This window comes from Collimonas fungivorans (assembly GCF_001584145.1).
Classification (GTDB): domain Bacteria; phylum Pseudomonadota; class Gammaproteobacteria; order Burkholderiales; family Burkholderiaceae_D; genus Collimonas; species Collimonas fungivorans.
This window is the reverse complement of sequence record NZ_CP013232.1, coordinates 4,869,836-4,885,976: the sequence shown is the minus strand read 5'-3', so window position 1 is coordinate 4,885,976 and position 16,141 is coordinate 4,869,836. Positions and strand designations below refer to the sequence as shown.

Genomic DNA, 16,141 nt, shown 5'->3' with positions numbered 1-16,141 from the left:
AGGATCTGCGGACTGTTCAAAGGATTCGATGTGACAGGAATTCAGGCTACACGGATTTCGCCAGTGACAGCTTCAGCTGGCCTGTCTTTTGCGATATTGACCGCCATCGTTGCCGCTATAGGTCCGCTGTGGCCATTTGCCTTGATAGATGGCGCTGGACATCATGACAACCAGCGCATTCTCCAGATTTTCTGCGTGATGTTGTCTGCTCTGCTCGGCATGCGCATCTTGTTTTTGAGTCGTCGGGAAATAATCCCGCGCTTATACGACAAACCTGTGATGTTCTTCCTGGTGTTGTTTTTTGTGCTTGGTTTTATATCCAGTATCGTTGCTTATTCGCCGCGACGCGCCTTGTTCGAATGGGCAAATTTTCTATCGCTGGTAATCATGTCTTTGCTGATTGCATCCGAGATGCGCACGAAGGGCAGTGTGTTGCTGGACAAGATGTTGTTCGTGTGTGGTCTCGGATGCGGGCTCTACATTTTTATGGAGATCATCATCTATGTCGCCGTGATTAATGCAGGTGGTCAGCCAGCAAACGAAATACTCATTCTCGGTTTCGATAACTATCGCTTCCTCAATCATGTTCAAACCATTACTTTACCATTCCTGGGCCTGTTTGCCGTCCGCAGCAACGACACAAGGAGAAAAGTATTTGCCTGGACCGTGCTGTCAATGTGGTGGGCGCTTCTTTTCCTGACTGCCGGACGTGGGACCTTTATTGGTGTGCTGGCAGGTTTGTGCGTAACAGCGATGTTCCTGAGGCGAGAGGCTTTGCCATGGTGCAAAGTGATGCTGTATTCTGGGTTATTCGGTTTCGGCGCGTATCTTTTATTTTATGTATTGATTCCAATGTCTCTGGGCCTGCATCCATTTGGGTTTTTACTTTCCGTAGTTGGCCGAACCTTGGACAATCCTGGCTCTAGTCGCTGGCTGCTGTGGATACGGGCATGGGAAATAATAATGGCCCATCCTTGGTTGGGGGCGGGGCCTCTGCACTTCGCTCATTTTGGACGTATTGTGCAAAATGGCGCACACCCTCACAATTGGGTGCTTCAGATTGCTTGCGAGTGGGGTATTCCGGCCCTTCTTTGCCTGATTGCGGCTCTCGCTTTAGCTTTTAAAAAACTACTCGCGGCACGTCGGTATACAGCTTTGAAGGATGGCAAGAATCAGTTGATACTTGCCGCATGGCTAACCACTGGGGTTGCAGTTCTGGTTGACGGATTGGTTTCAGGTCTGTTCGTGATGCCGAGCAGCCAGCTATGGATTGCCTTGTATATTGGTTGTACGTGGGGTTGGAGCTGTTCAGTAATGCCGTCGGCGCAAGCCAAGCAGACAATGCGCTTATCTATCGCCACGCGCATATGGGGTGCAGTTGGTGTACTGATATTGATCTGTATCCTTGGTAACGGCTTGTGGCCGGAAATTCGTAACCTGCCTTTGTACGAAGAGCAAAGTCTGCAGAAAGAGATCTATCCTGATGCGATATTGCGTCCGCGGATTTGGCTGGGCGGCTATTTCTGACAATGAGAGGAGGCGGGAATCATGATTCGGCTATCCAGTCTCCCGACTTGCCGCCATGCTTCTCCATCACCCGCACATCGGTAATCACCATTCCCCTATCTACCGCCTTGCACATGTCATAAATAGTCAGCAACCCAATCTGCACCGCCGTCAACGCTTCCATCTCCACCCCGGTCTTGCCCACAGTCTCAGCCTGCGCATTGCAAGTAATGCTGCTTGCTGCATTATCAATACTGAAGTCAACCGTAACCCGCGTCAGCGCCAGCGGATGGCACAGCGGGATCAGGTCGCTGGTGCGTTTGGTCGCCATGATGGCGGCGATGCGGGCAATACCCAGCACATCGCCCTTTTTTGCTGTTCCGGACTGGATCAGCGCCAATGTCTCGGCCTTCATGCGGATGCAGCCGCTGGCGACAGCAACGCGGTGGGTGTCTTTTTTGCTGCCGACATCGACCATGTGGGCTTGGCCGGTCTGGTCGAAGTGGGTCAGCTTGTCGGCTGCGGGAGTTTTATTGGTCATGGCGGTATTTTCTGTAGATGATGCAGTCGCTGGTCGAATTTTGCAGGCTGTCGGTACATACTGACGGTGGAACAATTGCCCTCTGTTAGTATCATAGCATCGTGATTTTGACACCACCCAGTACTCGATGAAGCTATCCTTGCAAATGCCCGGGCGAATGTTGCTTGCAGCGCTCATCAGCGCCTGCTGCGCGCTGCCGGCGCAGCCTGCATTTGCAGTGCAAAACCTGCCAACTCTGGGTGACACTTCCCGCGAATCGCTGTCGCCGCTGATGGAGCGCAAGCTGGGCGAGGAGGTGATGCACGATATCCGCCGCGATCCCGATTACCTGAATGATGCGCCGCTGCTGGAATACCTGAACAATTTCGGCTGGACCCTGGTTAACGCCCGGCCCGAGGTGCGCGGCGAAGCTGGGTTTGATTTTTTCTTCTTTGCGGTGCGCGATCCGGTCTTGAATGCGTTTGCCTTGCCGGGCGGTTTTATCGGCGTGCATTCCGGCCTGTTGCTGGCGGCGCAGAGCGAATCGGAGCTGGCTTCGGTGCTGGCGCATGAAATCGGCCACGTGGCGCAGCGCCATATCGCACGCATGGTGGGCAGCCAGAAGCAGGATTCGATGATTGCCCTGGCGTCCATGCTGCTGGGGGCGCTGGCGATGCGTGGTAGCGGCGATGCCGGCGCGGCGGTGATGATGGGCGGCACCGGGCTGGCGATGCAGAGGCAGCTGAATTTCAGCCGCGACGCCGAGCGCGAGGCGGACCGGATCGGGCTGTCGATCCTGGATTCCGGCGGTTTCGACACCAGTGGCATGGTAGCTTTTTTCGGGCGCATGCAAACGGCTTCACGCAATTATTCGGATGTGGTTCCGCCGTATCTGCTGACGCACCCGCTGACTACCGAGCGGATTGCCGACATCGAGGCCCGGATCCGCGAGCAGCGTTACCGGCAGCGGGCCGACAGCCTGGATTTCCAGCTGATACGCGCTCGCGTGCGGGTGCTGCAGGACGATACCGAGCAGGGCCGGCGCGACGCCCAGATCGTATTCGATGCGCAGCTGCAGCTGAATACCAAGCAACAGATTGTCGCCGCTAAATATGGCATGGCTTTCCTGGCGTTCAAGCAGGGGGCATACGACAAGGCGGAGGAATTGCTGCAACAGGCGGTAGCTGCGGCTTTGCCGGCGAAGCCGAGCCTGGTGCTGACGGACCTGGGCGTTGAGATCATGCTGGCCAGCAAGCGCGAGGCGGAAGCCTTGACGCTGGTGCAGCAGGGACAGCTCCAGTATCCCCTGTCGCGCGGGCTGGCGCATCAATATGCGCGGGCGCTGATTGCTTCAAAGCGACTTGACGACGCCATCAAATATTTGCGCGAGCAGGCCCGGCTGTATCGCCAGGATGCGGATGTGCAGGATTTGCTGGCCCAGGCCTATTCGGCGCAGGGCAAGCGGGCTTTGCAGCATATGGCTTTGGCGGAATCTTATGTGTTGACCGGGAGTGTGCCGGCGGCGCTGGATCAGTTGCGGATTGCGCGCAATTCGGGGGATGGGGGGTTTTATGACCAGTCCATGATTGATGCGCGGGAGCGGGAGTTGCAGGAGCGGTGGAAAGAGGAGTTGGCGGCGTCTAAAGAGCGTTAGTGCCGAGAGTTTTCTTCTCCGTGGTCCGTTAAATGGGGTCAGAGTAATTTTCGGCGATAAAACTGCCGAAAAAAAACTCTGAGCCCATTTAACTACGTCTGGCGGGGTTTTTGAGTAAAACCGAAATGCGTTGCGATGTTTTCCGTGGCGATGTGCATGACGGGTAATGTTGTTCCTGATTTTTGCCAGGTCAGGGTTTGATGCGGCGCTGCTATCCAGTCGAGCAGGGTTTCGTCGCTGACGGGGTTTCCGTCCATGCGCAAGTCGGCCAAGCATTGCACCAGGTCGCGGTCGTCGACGGCGGCGACCTGGCCTGGGGCGATCAGCAGCAGCCGGCCTTGTTCGGTCAGCATGACGGATTCGATAGCCGCCATCGCTGCGCCGTTTTGCAAGACAAAACCCTGCGTAGGGTCGGTGTGGGCGATGTAGGGGGTCAGTTCTAGGTCGACATACACGCGCTGCGGGCCGTTCTGGAAATACCAGCAGCCGTTTTCGTCCGCACTGTAGTTGCGGTTGATGAAGCCGACCAGCGCCGCATGCATGATCTTGTCGCCGGGCAGGTTGTGGCGCTGCGCCTGTTCGTCGCGCATGCGCCAGGCGCCGCGTGCGTCCAGGGTCAGCCAGCCGTAGCAATGGGGAACGTTGGGCCACTTTTGCATGGCTTGAGCGACGATCTGGTCCATCCTTAGTTATCCTGCAAAAAACGCAGCATGCGCTGCGGCAGCCAGTCGAGCCGGCCGGGCGGGCCGCCGGTGGCGAAACCTACATGGCCGCCTTGTTCCGGATAGTCGAGGGTGACGCTGGCGGCGGCCTTGGGCGGCAGGTGCTGCGGCGGCAGGAAGGGGTCGTTGCGGGCGTTGAGCACCAGCGTCGGCAGCGTGATGTCGTTGATCACCAGCTTGGCGCTGGCGCGATGCCAGTAGTCGTCGGTGTCGCGGAAACCGTGCAGGGGCGCGGTGACGATATTGTCGAACTCGTACAGGTTGCGTGCGCGCAGCATTTTTTCGCGGTCGAACAGGCGCGGGAATTGCTGCAGTTTGTCGAGCGACTTGCTTTTCATGGTGCGCAGGAAGGAGCGCGTGTAGACCATGTTGAAGCCGCGCGACAGGGCCGCTCCGCCGCCGGCCAGGTCGAGCGGCGCGGAAATCGCGCAGGCGGCGTCGACGATTTCAGCCTGGTGCTGGGATTCGCCGAGCCAGCGCAGCAGCGCATTGCCGCCCAGCGAAACGCCGGTCGCATAAAGTTTGCCGAATTGTCTGGTGCCGCGGCTGGCAACCAGGCGGCGCAATATCCAGTCGACTTCTTCAGCATCGCCGGAATGGTAAAAGCGCGGCGCCTGGTTGATTTCGCCGGAGCAGCCGCGGAAATGCGGCACCGCTCCCGACCAGCCCAGCGTGGCCAGTTGCGCCATCAGGGCGCGGCTGTAGTGGCTGTCGGAAGAGCCTTCCAGTCCGTGGAACAGCACCACCAGCGGCTGTCCCGGCTTGCCGTCGACAAAATCGATGTCGATGAAATCGCCGTCCGGCGTATCCCAGCGTTCGCGCCGGAACGCGACCGCCGGCTTGCTGATGCAGGTGGCCGGGTAAATGGTTTGCAGATGGCCGCCCGGCAGCCATAACGGCGCGGGGTAGGAGCTAAGTGAGGCAGCAGCGGGCATACGATTTTCTGTGATGTTCGATTCAATGCAGGGTGGCGCTGGAGGTGGTTTCTTCCGGCGCTGCTCCCGGCGCCACCGAGGCGTGGTGCAGCACGATGCGCCAGCCGCGCGGGGTCTTCATGTAGATGTTGGTCGCCAGGATATGCATTTCCCGGTCGGATTCGCTGGCCTGGTGCAGTTCTTCCACCAGGTTATGGATGCTGGTCGACATATTATGCGTCACGTGCAGCTGGCGTGCACGGATGTGCACGCCGCCGCGCTCGAACAGGCTTTCGAAAGCGGCCCTGATCGCTGCATGGCCATGCAGCCGGGTTGCGTTCGGATGGATGCAGACGATCTCGTCGTCGTCCGCCCATAGCGCCATCATGGCCTCGATATCGGCGCGGCTCATGGCGTCGTAAAAAGCGGTTTCGGTTTCTTCGGCTGAGCCGTGCATGAATTTGACGTGCGGCATATCGCCTCCGTGCTCAAACTGTTGAACGAATTGTCACCATGTTTTGCTGCCATCAAAAAAGGGAGCCAGGCTCCCTTTTTGTCATCAGTGGGCCTTGACCACCGCGCCCGGTTTCAGCCGATATTGCGTGCCGCAGTAGGGGCATTTGGCGTTGCCGCTGCTCTTGTCGAATTCCAGAAACACGCGCGGATGCGAAGACCATAGCGGCATTGCCGGATTGGGGCAATGCGCCGGCAGGTCCTTGCCGTCGAGTTCGACCGGGGTTTGTATATTTGCTGCCGAATTTGCAACTGTACTCATCTGCTTCTCCAAATTTGCTTGTACTTTACTTGTAACCAAGTGATGCCGGCGCTGCCTTATTTCCCGACCACGGTAAGCCAGTGCCGGTATTTGTCCGACTTGCCTGCCACTACATCGAAAAACATGGTTTGCATCTTTTCGGTGATCGGGCCGCGCTTGCCTTCGCCGATGGCGCGGTTGTCGAGTTCGCGGATCGGCGTGATTTCCGCCGCGGTGCCGGTAAAGAAGGCTTCGTCGCTGCAATACACTTCATCGCGTGTGATGCGTTTCTCGATCACTTCGATGCCGCTGTCGCGCGCCATGGTCAGCACCGCATCGCGCGTGATGCCGTCCAGGCAGGAGGCCAGGTCGGGCGTATAGATCTTGCCGTTCTTGACGATGAACACGTTCTCGCCGGAACCTTCCGATACATAACCGTCGGTATCCAGCAGCAGCGCTTCGTCGTAGCCGTCGGTCAGCGCTTCCTGGTTGGCCAGGATGGAATTGATGTAATAGCCGCTGGCCTTGGCGCGCACCAGCGACACATTGACATGGTGGCGGCTGAACGAGGAAGTCTTGACGCGGATGCCTTTGGCCAGGCCGTCTTCGCCCAGGTAAGCGCCCCACGGCCAGGCAGCGATCGCGACATGCACTGTGTTGCCCTTGGCCGCGATGCCGAGCTTTTCCGAGCCGATCCAGATCAGCGGCCGCATGTAGCAGGATTCCAGCTCGTTCTCGCGCACCACCTGGATTTGCGCATCGATCAGGGTTTGCAGGTCGTAAGGAACCTGCATCTGGAAGATCTTGGCCGAATTCAGCAGGCGCTGGGTGTGTTCCTTCAGGCGGAAAATCGCCGGACCCTGTTCCGTCTTGTAGGCGCGCACGCCTTCGAAGACTGCCATGCCGTAGTGCAGCGAATGCGTCAGGACGTGGATATTGGCGTCGCGCCAGTCGATCAGTTTGCCGTCTTTCCAGATCTTGCCGTCGCGGTCGTCCATGGACATGTTCAAATCTCCAGTTCAAATAAAAATTGCCTGATAAGCAATGAAACTGCGAATGAGACTGCGGCGCCTGTCGTGTTTATTGGCCTGTCGTCGCTCACTGCCGATCTTTGGCGGATTCTTGGGTATAAAGTGACATTTTAACGGATTCGCCGCAGCCTACTCTGTAGAATATTGGTCTCGGCGCCGGTGTTTTGAGACCCGCCATGCGCCGAAAACGGTGTTTTGACAGAGCCTGCTGGAGTAAAATAGCGGCTTTTCCTCCCTGATATTGCCTGATCGACATGAAATTCAATCGACTTAGCGACCTGATCGCGCAACACCAGCTGCAAGGCAAGCGCGTGTTTATCCGTGCTGACCTCAATGTGCCGCAAGACGCGGCAGGCAATATTACTGAAGATACGCGCGTGCGCGCTTCGGTGCCAGCGATCCGCCAAGCGCTGGATGCAGGCGCCGCGGTGATGGTGACGTCCCACCTGGGACGTCCGACCGAAGGCGAATTCAAGCCGGAAGATTCGCTGGCGCCTATCGCCAAGCGCCTGGCGGAACTGCTGGGCCAGTCGGTTGAACTGCGTCAGAACTGGGTCGACGGCGTGGAAGTGGCGCCGGGCCAGGTGGTACTGCTGGAAAATTGCCGCGTCAACAAGGGCGAGAAAAAGAACAGCGACGAACTGGCGCAAAAGATCGCCAAGCTGTGCGATATCTATGTCAACGACGCTTTCGGCACTGCCCACCGGGCTGAGGCCACTACCCACGGCATCGCCAAATTTGCGCCGATCGCCTGCGCCGGCCCTTTGCTGGCCGCCGAGCTGGACGCCCTGGGCAAGGCCCTGAACCAGCCGGCGCGGCCGCTGGTGGCGATCGTCGCCGGCTCCAAGGTGTCGAGCAAGCTGACCATATTGAAAGCGCTGGCCGACAAGGTCGACAACCTGATCGTCGGCGGCGGCATCGCCAATACATTTTTGCTGGCAAGCGGCCTGAAGATCGGCAAGTCGCTGGCGGAACCGGACCTGGTTGAGGAAGCCAAAGCCATTATCGACATGATGGCCAAGCGCGGCGCTTCGGTGCCGATCCCGGTCGACGTCGTCTGCGCCAAGGAGTTTTCGCCGACGGCGGCGGCGCAGGTCAAGGATGTCGGCGATGTGGCTGACGACGACCTGATCCTGGACATCGGTCCGAAAACCGCGGCGACGCTGGCGGCGCAAATCGCCCAGGCCGGCACCGTGGTCTGGAACGGCCCGGTCGGCGTGTTCGAATTCGACCAGTTCGGCGAAGGCACCAAGATCCTGGCGCTGGCGATCGCCAATTCCAAGGCCTTCTCGATTGCCGGCGGCGGCGATACGCTGGCAGCCATCGCCAAGTACCAGATTACCGACAAGATCGGCTACATCTCCACCGGCGGCGGCGCTTTCCTGGAATTTTTGGAAGGCAAGACCCTGCCGGCGGTCGAGATCCTGTTGCAGCGCGCCGCCGCCTAAGTTTTACCTCGAAATCGGACATCTGGTTGCACAACCAATTGTCTTGAGGTTTGTCCATGTTGTACTGAAAGGTTGTCCATGCAAAGAGCTACCAAGATCGTCGCCACTATCGGACCTGCATCGAGCGATGCTGACACACTGAAGCGGATGTTCGTCGCCGGGGTCGATGTGGTGCGCCTGAATTTTTCGCATGGCAAGGCGCAAGACCATATCGACCGCGCCAAGCTGGTGCGGGAAATAGCTGCTGCCTGCGGCAAGCAGGTCGCGATCATGGCCGACTTGCAGGGACCGAAGATCCGGGTCGGCAAGTTCGAACAGGGCAAGATCGAGTTGAAAAATGGCGAAAAATTCATTCTCGACGCAGATTGCGCCATGGGCAACCAGGAACGCGTCGGTCTTGATTACAAGGCTTTGCCGCGCGACCTGAAACCGGCTGACGTATTGCTGCTCAACGATGGTTTGATCGTGCTGATCGTTGAAAGAATCCTCGGCAACGAGATCCACACCATCGTCAAGATCGGCGGCGAACTGTCCAACAACAAGGGCATCAACCGCCAGGGCGGCGGTTTGACGGCGCCGGCGCTGACCGCCAAGGACATGGAAGACATCAAGACCGCGATGAGTTTCCAGGCCGATTATGTGGCTGTGTCTTTCCCGAAGAACGCCACCGACATGGAAATGGCACGCCAGCTGGCCAATGTGGCCGGCGAGCCTTACGACCACAAGCCGATGATGATCGCCAAGATCGAACGCGCCGAAGCGATCCCGGTATTGCAGGAAATTCTCGATGCCTCCGACGGCATCATGGTGGCGCGCGGCGACCTGGCGGTGGAAGTCGGCAACGCCGCTGTGCCGGCGCTGCAGAAGCGCATGATCAAGATGGCGCGCATTTCCAACAAGCTGACCATCACCGCGACCCAGATGATGGAATCGATGATCGTCAATGCGGTGCCGACCCGGGCCGAAGTGTCCGACGTCGCCAACGCCGTGCTGGACGGCACCGACGCCGTGATGACTTCTGCCGAAACCGCTTCCGGTAAATATCCGGTGGAGACGGTGGAAGCCATGTCGGCGATCTGCCTGGAAGCCGAAAAATCGGAAGACTGCAAGCTCGACGCCGATTTCCTGAATGTCCAGTTTACCCGCGTCGACCAGTCGATCGCTTACGGCGCCTTGTTTACCGCTCATCACCTGCGGGTCAAGGCGATTGCGGCGCTGACCGAATCCGGCTCGACGCCATTGTGGATGAGCCGGCACAATATCGATATCCCGATTTGCGCCATCACCCCGAGCATCGCTACCCAGCGCAAGGCTGCCTTATACCGCAATGTGCAAACCTTCGAACTGGCCAAGTCGATCGACCGCGAAGAGGTGCTGAAGGCGGCGCAGAATTTGCTGCTGGCTAATGGCGTAGTGCAACTTGGCGACCTGGTGGTTGTCACATGGGGCGAGCCGATGGGACAGATCGGCGGCACCAATGCGCTGAAGATCATGAAGATCGGCGAGTATTGAATTCGTTGGAGCAGAATCGGCACGCTGCGTCGTAATGCGTAATCCGCGCGGCCTGAACGCTGTTCCATTACAGGTTTTTATTATCGGAGTACATCATGCCTCTAGTATCCATGCGTCAATTGCTGGACCACGCAGCTGAAAACAGCTATGGCCTGCCTGCTTTCAACGTCAACAACCTGGAACAAGTCACGGCCATCATGCAGGCCGCCGATGAAGCCGGTGCGCCGGTCATCATGCAGGCTTCGGCTGGCGCCCGCAAATATGCCGGCGAGGCATTCTTGCGCCACTTGATCGAAGCAGCAGTCGAAGCTTTCCCGCACATCCCCGTGGTGATGCACCAGGACCACGGTCAGTCGCCTGCGGTCTGCATGGCGGCGATCAAGTCCGGCTTCACTTCGGTGATGATGGACGGTTCGCTGATGGAAGACGGCAAGTCGGTCGCCAGCTACGAATACAACGTCGAGGTATCGCGCAAGGTGGTCGAGTTCTCGCACGCGATTGGCGTCACGGTGGAAGCGGAACTGGGCGTGCTCGGTTCGCTGGAAACCATGATGGGCGACAAGGAAGACGGCCACGGCGCCGACGGCAAGATGACCCGCGAGCAGTTGCTGACCGACGTGTCGCAGGCAGCCGACTTCGTCAAGCAGACCCAGTGCGACGCGCTGGCGATTGCGATCGGCACTTCGCACGGCGCTTACAAGTTCTCGCGCAAGCCGACCGGCGACATCCTGGCGATCGAACGCATCAAGGAAATCCATACCCGCATTCCTAACACCCACCTGGTGATGCACGGTTCGTCATCGGTGCCGCAGGAACTGCTGGCGGAAATCCGCGAGTTCGGCGGCGACATGAAAGAAACCTATGGCGTGCCGGTGGAAGAAATCCAGGAAGGGATCCGCCACGGCGTGCGCAAGATCAATATCGATACCGACATCCGTCTGGCGATGACCGGCGCAATCCGTCGTTACCTGATCGAGAATCCAAGCAAGTTCGATCCGCGCGATTACCTCAAGCCGGCGCGTGAAGCGGCCAAGGCCGTGGTGAAAGCCCGTTTCCTGGCGTTCGGCTGCGAAGGCCAGGCTGCCAAGATCAAGCCGGTTTCGCTGGAAAAGATTGCAGAGAAATACAAGAAGGGCGAACTGGCGCAGATCGTTCAGTAATAAATAATGTAGTACCGGCGCCAGGTAAGGCTTGGCGCAATAACTTACCAGGTGCAGGATGATGCTTACATCATTCTCTGCCTGGTTTTCTGACTTTTGGAATAACCATGACAAGCCTCTACCAATCCACCATTACCTCACTGCCATTGCTGGGTCGCGGCAAGGTGCGCGAAAACTATGCAGTCGGCGAGGACAAGATCCTGATCGTGACTTCGGACCGCCTGTCGGCTTTCGACGTCATCATGAACCAGCCGATACCCGGCAAGGGCAAGGTCTTGAACCGCATGTCCGACTTCTGGTTCGACAAGCTGGCGGCGATTGTCCCCAACCACCTGACCGGGATAACGCCGGAGTCGGTGGTGGCGGGCGACGAAGTCGAGCAGGTGCGCGGCCGCGCGGTGGTGGCGAAACGCTTGCAGCCGATCATGGTCGAGGCGGTAGTGCGTGGTTATATCATCGGTTCGGGCTGGAAAGATTACCAGGCAACCGGCGCCATCTGCGGCATCAGCCTGCCGGCGGGTTTGCAGCAGGCAGCCAAGCTGGCTGAGCCGATTTTCACGCCGGCGGCCAAGGCCGAGATGGGCGAGCATGACGAGAACATCAGTTTTGCCGACATGGAAGCGCGCATCGGCAAGGAGCTGGCGGAAAAGATCCGCAGCGTCAGTATCGAACTGTACAAGACGGCAGCCGACTATGCGGCGACGCGCGGCATCATCATCGCCGACACCAAATTCGAATTCGGCCTCGACCAGGACGGCGTCCTGCACTTGATGGATGAAGTGCTGACCGCCGATTCGTCGCGCTTCTGGCCGGCATCCAGTTACCAGGTCGGCATTTCGCCGCCATCGTTCGACAAGCAGTTCGTGCGCGATTACCTGGAAACCGTCACCAGCTGGAACAAGACCGCGCCGGCGCCGACCTTGCCGCAGGATGTCATCGAAAAAACCGGCGCCAAGTATCGCGAAGCGCTGTTCAGCCTGACCGGCGAAACGCTGAAGGATTGATGATGAGCAAGGATAGCCAGCCAGCCGGCAAGCCGATCATCGGCATCGTCATGGGATCTTCCTCGGACTGGGATGTGATGCAGCATGCCGTCGCCATCCTGACCGAGTTCGGCGTCGCGCACGAGGCGCAAGTGATCTCGGCGCACCGCATGCCGGACCAGATGTTTGCCTATGCCGAATCCGCGCGCGAGCGCGGCCTGCGCGCCATCATCGCCGGCGCCGGCGGCGCTGCCCACCTGCCGGGCATGATTGCCGCCAAGACTATCGTGCCGGTGCTGGGCGTGCCAGTGCCGTCCAAGTATCTGCGCGGCGAGGATTCCTTGCTGTCCATCGTACAGATGCCGAAGGGGATTCCGGTTGCGACTTACGCCATCGGCGAAGCCGGCGCTGCCAACGCCGCTTTGTCGGCGATCGCCATGCTGGCTACTACCGACGATGCGCTTGCCGCCAAACTGCTGGCGTTCCGCGCCAAGCAGACGCAAATTGCCCTTGATATGAAATTGCCTCCGGTATGAGCAGTATGGAAGACAAAGCGCATGATTCGACAGAACCAATGGTCCACGCCACCCCGCCCACCACCACGCCGGCCACCTGGCTGGGCGTGATGGGAGGCGGCCAGCTGGGCCGCATGTTTACCCACGAAGCGCAAGCCATGGGTTACAAGGTGGCGGTGCTGGAACCGGAACAGGATTGCCCGACCGGCCATGTCGCCGATCGTCATTTCCTGGCCGACTACAGCGATGAAGTCGCGCTGACCGAGATGGCCAGCTTGTGCGCAGCGGTGACCACCGAGTTTGAAAACGTCGCCGCCGATAGCCTGGCGATCCTGGCGCGCAGCAGCTTTGTCGCGCCTGCCGCCGCCTCTGTCTCGGTTGCCCAGGACCGCATGGTGGAAAAGCGCTTTTTTACTGAATGCGCCAAGACCTCGACGGTACTGCCGGCGCCGCATCACCTGATTGAATCGGCAGCGGATATCGAGACTATCCCGTCCGACCTGTTGCCCGGCATCCTGAAAACGGTGCGGCTCGGTTACGACGGCAAGGGACAGGCGCGGGTGCGCAGCCTGGACGAAGTGCGCCAGGCGTTTGCCGGCATGAACGGCGTCGCCTGCGTGCTGGAAAAGATGCTGCCGCTGGCCTATGAGGTTTCGGTGCTGGTGGTGCGCGGCGTCGACGGCAAGGCAGCGGTATATCCGATTGCCGAAAACGTGCATCGCGACGGCATCCTGTTTACCACCACGGTGCCGGGCCCGAACGTCTGCGGCGAAACCGCCGAACGCGCCCAACATGCGGCGCTGGCCATCATCGGGCAGCTGAATTATGTCGGCGTCCTGTGCATCGAATTTTTTGTCTTGCAGGACGGCTCGCTGGTGGTCAACGAAATGGCGCCGCGTCCGCACAACAGCGGCCACTACACCATGGATGCCTGCGTCACCAGCCAGTTCGCGCAGCAGGTGCGGGCCATGGCGCGCATGCCTCTGGGCGACACGCGCCAGCATTCGCCGGCAGTGATGCTGAATATCCTGGGCGACGTCTGGTTCGAGGGCGATGATAGCCAGCAAGCGCGTGAACCGGTATGGGACCAGATTCTGGCCTTGCCGGCGGCGCATTTGCATTTGTACGGCAAGGCGCAGGCGCGCCGTGCGCGCAAGATGGGACATATCACGTTCATCGCCGCCACCATGGCGGAAGCACAGCAACAACTGGCGCAAGCTTGCGCTATCCTCGGCATCGCTCCGTAAATGAAAGCCCCGGTCATCGATCTGCAGGCAATCCGGCTGGCCGCGCGCAAGCTGGAAGCCGGCGCGCTGGTCGCGTTCCCTACCGAAACGGTGTATGGGCTGGGCGCCGATGCCGAGAATCCGGCGGCGGTGGCCAGCATCTACGCCGCCAAGGGACGTCCATCGAATCATCCGGTGATCGTCCATGTTGCTCCGGAAGCGGACATCGCTTACTGGGTTGAGTCGGTGCCGCCGCAGGCGCAAGCGCTGATCGCTGCTTTCTGGCCGGGACCGCTGACGCTGATCTTGCCGCGCGCCGCGCATATCCCGGATCAGGTCTCGGGCGGTCAAAGCTCGGTCGGCTTGCGTTGCCCGTCGCATCCGGTGGCGCAGGCCTTGTTGCGTGAGTTCAAGGGCGGCAAGGGCGGCATTGCCGGCCCTTCGGCGAACAAATTCGGCCATGTCAGCCCGACCACGGCACAGCACGTGCGCGACGAATTCGACACGGAAGGCGACAGTCCGATCGCCTGCATCCTGGATGGCGGCCAGAGCGAAGTCGGCATCGAGTCGACCATCATCGATTTATCCCGTATCGCTTCGCATGGGCCGGTGCTGCTGCGGCCCGGCCATATCAGCGCCGCACAAATCGGCGCGGTGCTGGGAGTTGCGGTGCAAGCCGCCGACGCCGCCGCTCCGCGCGCCTCAGGCACGCTGGAGTCGCACTATGCGCCGCGCACGCCGGTGCTGCTGGTGGCTTCAGCGCAGCTGGCAGGCACCTTGCAGCAAATGCACCAGGCTGGACAGAGCCTGGCGCTGATCAGCTATTCGGCGCTGACAACTGGCATGCCGTCCCTGGCCGCGCAATTTCCCATGGCTGCTGAGGCCCAGGCTTATGCCCACGATCTTTATGCGGCACTGCGCAATATGGATCACGCCGCGGCTGACCTGATCGTGGTGGAAACGCCGCCGTCCAGCCAGGCCTGGCAGGGCGTCAACGATCGTTTACGCCGTGCCGCGCACGATTCCTCTGCCGTCCTGGCAGGTTTCAAAAAATAATTTGAGGTAAAAAAGCTACAACTATAGTCAAATGATTCTAAAGCTGGCATAGTGTAAAAAAAAGAATAGCACGCGCGTTCTTTTCGAGGAAAAAAAGCATAGACAAGATATCCGGAAGTCACGGATACGCCGATTCTGGTAAATGCAGTCGAATAAGAGAGCGTTGTCTGGATAGGCCAGAGCCGAAAAACGCCAAAAAAAATGGGTTTGTACTGTATTCGCTGCAGGCAAAAATCCCGCTACTAAAAATGAAGTGTAACTTGGAGAAGACATATGAAAAAACAATTCAACGTATTGCCGAAACTGGCTGCGCTGTCCGTACTGGCAGCATGCGCGGCTCCCGCCATGGCGCAACAGGCTGGCGATAATATCGTCAATTTCGGCTGGGCGCACATCGGACTGAACCAGTCCAGCGAACCGCTGAAGCTCGGGACCATCACGGTGCCAAACAGCGGCGCGCATGTTTCCAACGCCGATACCGCGATCCTGCAGATGACCCATTTCTTTACCGACAATATCGCTGTCACTGCGGATCTGGGCATTCCGCCGAAATTCAAGCTGAGCGGCGAAGGTTCCCTCAACGGCCTCGGCCAACTGGGCACGGCGACGCAGTGGAGCCCGGCGATCTTGGCGAAATATTATTTCGGCGACGCTAACAGCCAGTTCCGTCCTTATGTCGGCGCCGGTGCCGCATACGTCTGGTATTCGAATATCAAGCTGACCAACAGCCTGACAGGACTTCTTGCCGGCGGCGATCCTGGTGCTTCCACCAGTGCTGACCTGAGCAGTTCTTTCGTGCCGGTCGCGAACATCGGTATTGCCTATAATTTCGACAAGAACTGGTCCGCCAATTTCTCCCTGTCGTATGTTCCGCTGGACACCAAGGCTGATCTGAGCACCCGCCACAGCAATGGAACAACGACCCACGCGACTACCAAAATCACTCTGAATCCTTTGGTTTCGGTGCTGACCGTCGGCTACAAGTTCTAAATCATCAGACAAGCGCTGGATAAGGTTTGTATTAAATGCCCTGCATAGCCAGGGCATTTTTTTGCCTGCGCGGATTGCATATGAGATTCTGTATATCTACGTCGACAAGCAGTGGCAGATTGCGTTAAAGTGAAAGTGTTAATGGAAAGT

General features: G+C 58.9%; 16 protein-coding genes. 10 read left to right on the top strand and 6 right to left on the bottom strand.

Going from position 1 to position 16,141, the window contains the following annotated elements; all coding sequences use genetic code 11:
- The first annotated feature begins 30 nt into the window (after nt 1-30).
- Complete coding sequence (locus CFter6_RS21350; RefSeq protein ID WP_150118831.1) at nt 31-1,527, top strand: O-antigen ligase family protein; 1,497 nt, start codon at nt 31-33, stop codon at nt 1,525-1,527.
- Between the two features lie 19 nt (nt 1,528-1,546).
- Here the strand turns inward: CFter6_RS21350 and moaC are convergent, their stop codons facing one another.
- A complete protein-coding gene (gene moaC / locus CFter6_RS21345; RefSeq protein WP_061541618.1) occupies nt 1,547-2,047 on the bottom strand; it encodes a cyclic pyranopterin monophosphate synthase MoaC in 501 nt (166 codons plus the stop codon).
- A 127-nt stretch (nt 2,048-2,174) separates the two neighbouring features.
- On the opposite strand from moaC, the gene CFter6_RS21340 reads away from it, so the two are divergent.
- Nucleotides 2,175-3,680, top strand: a complete 1,506-nt coding sequence (locus CFter6_RS21340) for a M48 family metalloprotease (RefSeq protein ID WP_061541617.1) — start codon at nt 2,175-2,177, stop codon at nt 3,678-3,680.
- A gap of 92 nt (nt 3,681-3,772) precedes the next feature.
- Here CFter6_RS21340 and CFter6_RS21335 read toward each other — a convergent pair whose 3' ends face one another.
- The 5 genes from CFter6_RS21335 to CFter6_RS21315 all read right to left on the bottom strand — a co-directional run bounded on the left by CFter6_RS21335 (nt 3,773) and on the right by CFter6_RS21315 (nt 7,074).
- The gene (locus tag CFter6_RS21335) at nt 3,773-4,363 is read right to left on the bottom strand and encodes a DUF2946 family protein (protein ID WP_061541616.1); all 591 of its coding nucleotides are present in this window, start codon (nt 4,361-4,363) and stop codon (nt 3,773-3,775) included.
- A 2-nt stretch (nt 4,364-4,365) separates the two neighbouring features.
- On the bottom strand, nt 4,366-5,337 hold the full coding sequence (locus CFter6_RS21330; protein WP_061541615.1) for a YheT family hydrolase: 972 nt from the start codon (nt 5,335-5,337) through the stop codon (nt 4,366-4,368).
- A 22-nt stretch (nt 5,338-5,359) separates the two neighbouring features.
- Nucleotides 5,360-5,791: a YybH family protein gene (locus CFter6_RS21325; protein WP_014007767.1), complete on the bottom strand. Its 432-nt coding sequence runs from the start codon at nt 5,789-5,791 to the stop codon at nt 5,360-5,362.
- 84 nt (nt 5,792-5,875) lie between these two features.
- The gene (locus CFter6_RS21320) at nt 5,876-6,091 is read right to left on the bottom strand and encodes a zinc-finger domain-containing protein (RefSeq protein WP_061541614.1); all 216 of its coding nucleotides are present in this window, start codon (nt 6,089-6,091) and stop codon (nt 5,876-5,878) included.
- Nucleotides 6,092-6,147: 56 nt separating this feature from the next.
- Nucleotides 6,148-7,074 (bottom strand): branched-chain amino acid transaminase, encoded by a 927-nt coding sequence (locus CFter6_RS21315; RefSeq protein ID WP_061541613.1) that lies wholly within the window; start codon nt 7,072-7,074, stop codon nt 6,148-6,150.
- A 281-nt stretch (nt 7,075-7,355) separates the two neighbouring features.
- Between CFter6_RS21315 and CFter6_RS21310 the strand changes: the two genes are divergently transcribed.
- From CFter6_RS21310 to CFter6_RS21275, 8 genes are all read left to right on the top strand, one after another.
- On the top strand, nt 7,356-8,549 hold the full coding sequence (locus tag CFter6_RS21310; RefSeq protein WP_061541612.1) for a phosphoglycerate kinase: 1,194 nt from the start codon (nt 7,356-7,358) through the stop codon (nt 8,547-8,549).
- 78 nt (nt 8,550-8,627) lie between these two features.
- On the top strand, nt 8,628-10,061 hold the full coding sequence (pyk, locus tag CFter6_RS21305; RefSeq protein WP_061541611.1) for a pyruvate kinase: 1,434 nt from the start codon (nt 8,628-8,630) through the stop codon (nt 10,059-10,061).
- 95 nt (nt 10,062-10,156) lie between these two features.
- Nucleotides 10,157-11,221 carry a class II fructose-bisphosphate aldolase gene (gene fba, locus CFter6_RS21300; protein WP_014007762.1) on the top strand — a complete coding sequence of 355 codons (1,065 nt, stop codon included), beginning with the start codon at nt 10,157-10,159 and terminating at the stop codon, nt 11,219-11,221.
- Between the two features lie 107 nt (nt 11,222-11,328).
- The gene (locus tag CFter6_RS21295; protein ID WP_061541610.1) at nt 11,329-12,225 is read left to right on the top strand and encodes a phosphoribosylaminoimidazolesuccinocarboxamide synthase; all 897 of its coding nucleotides are present in this window, start codon (nt 11,329-11,331) and stop codon (nt 12,223-12,225) included.
- Nucleotides 12,225-12,740 (top strand): 5-(carboxyamino)imidazole ribonucleotide mutase, encoded by a 516-nt coding sequence (gene purE / locus CFter6_RS21290; protein WP_183081642.1) that lies wholly within the window; start codon nt 12,225-12,227, stop codon nt 12,738-12,740. The genes CFter6_RS21295 and purE overlap by 1 nt, the downstream gene beginning before the upstream one ends.
- A gap of 38 nt (nt 12,741-12,778) precedes the next feature.
- Nucleotides 12,779-13,966, top strand: a complete 1,188-nt coding sequence (locus CFter6_RS21285; RefSeq protein ID WP_150118830.1) for a 5-(carboxyamino)imidazole ribonucleotide synthase — start codon at nt 12,779-12,781, stop codon at nt 13,964-13,966.
- A complete protein-coding gene (locus CFter6_RS21280) occupies nt 13,967-15,001 on the top strand; it encodes an L-threonylcarbamoyladenylate synthase (protein ID WP_061541608.1) in 1,035 nt (344 codons plus the stop codon).
- A 273-nt stretch (nt 15,002-15,274) separates the two neighbouring features.
- A complete protein-coding gene (locus CFter6_RS21275) occupies nt 15,275-15,991 on the top strand; it encodes an OmpW/AlkL family protein (protein ID WP_061541607.1) in 717 nt (238 codons plus the stop codon).
- The last annotated feature ends 150 nt before the right edge of the window (nt 15,992-16,141 follow it).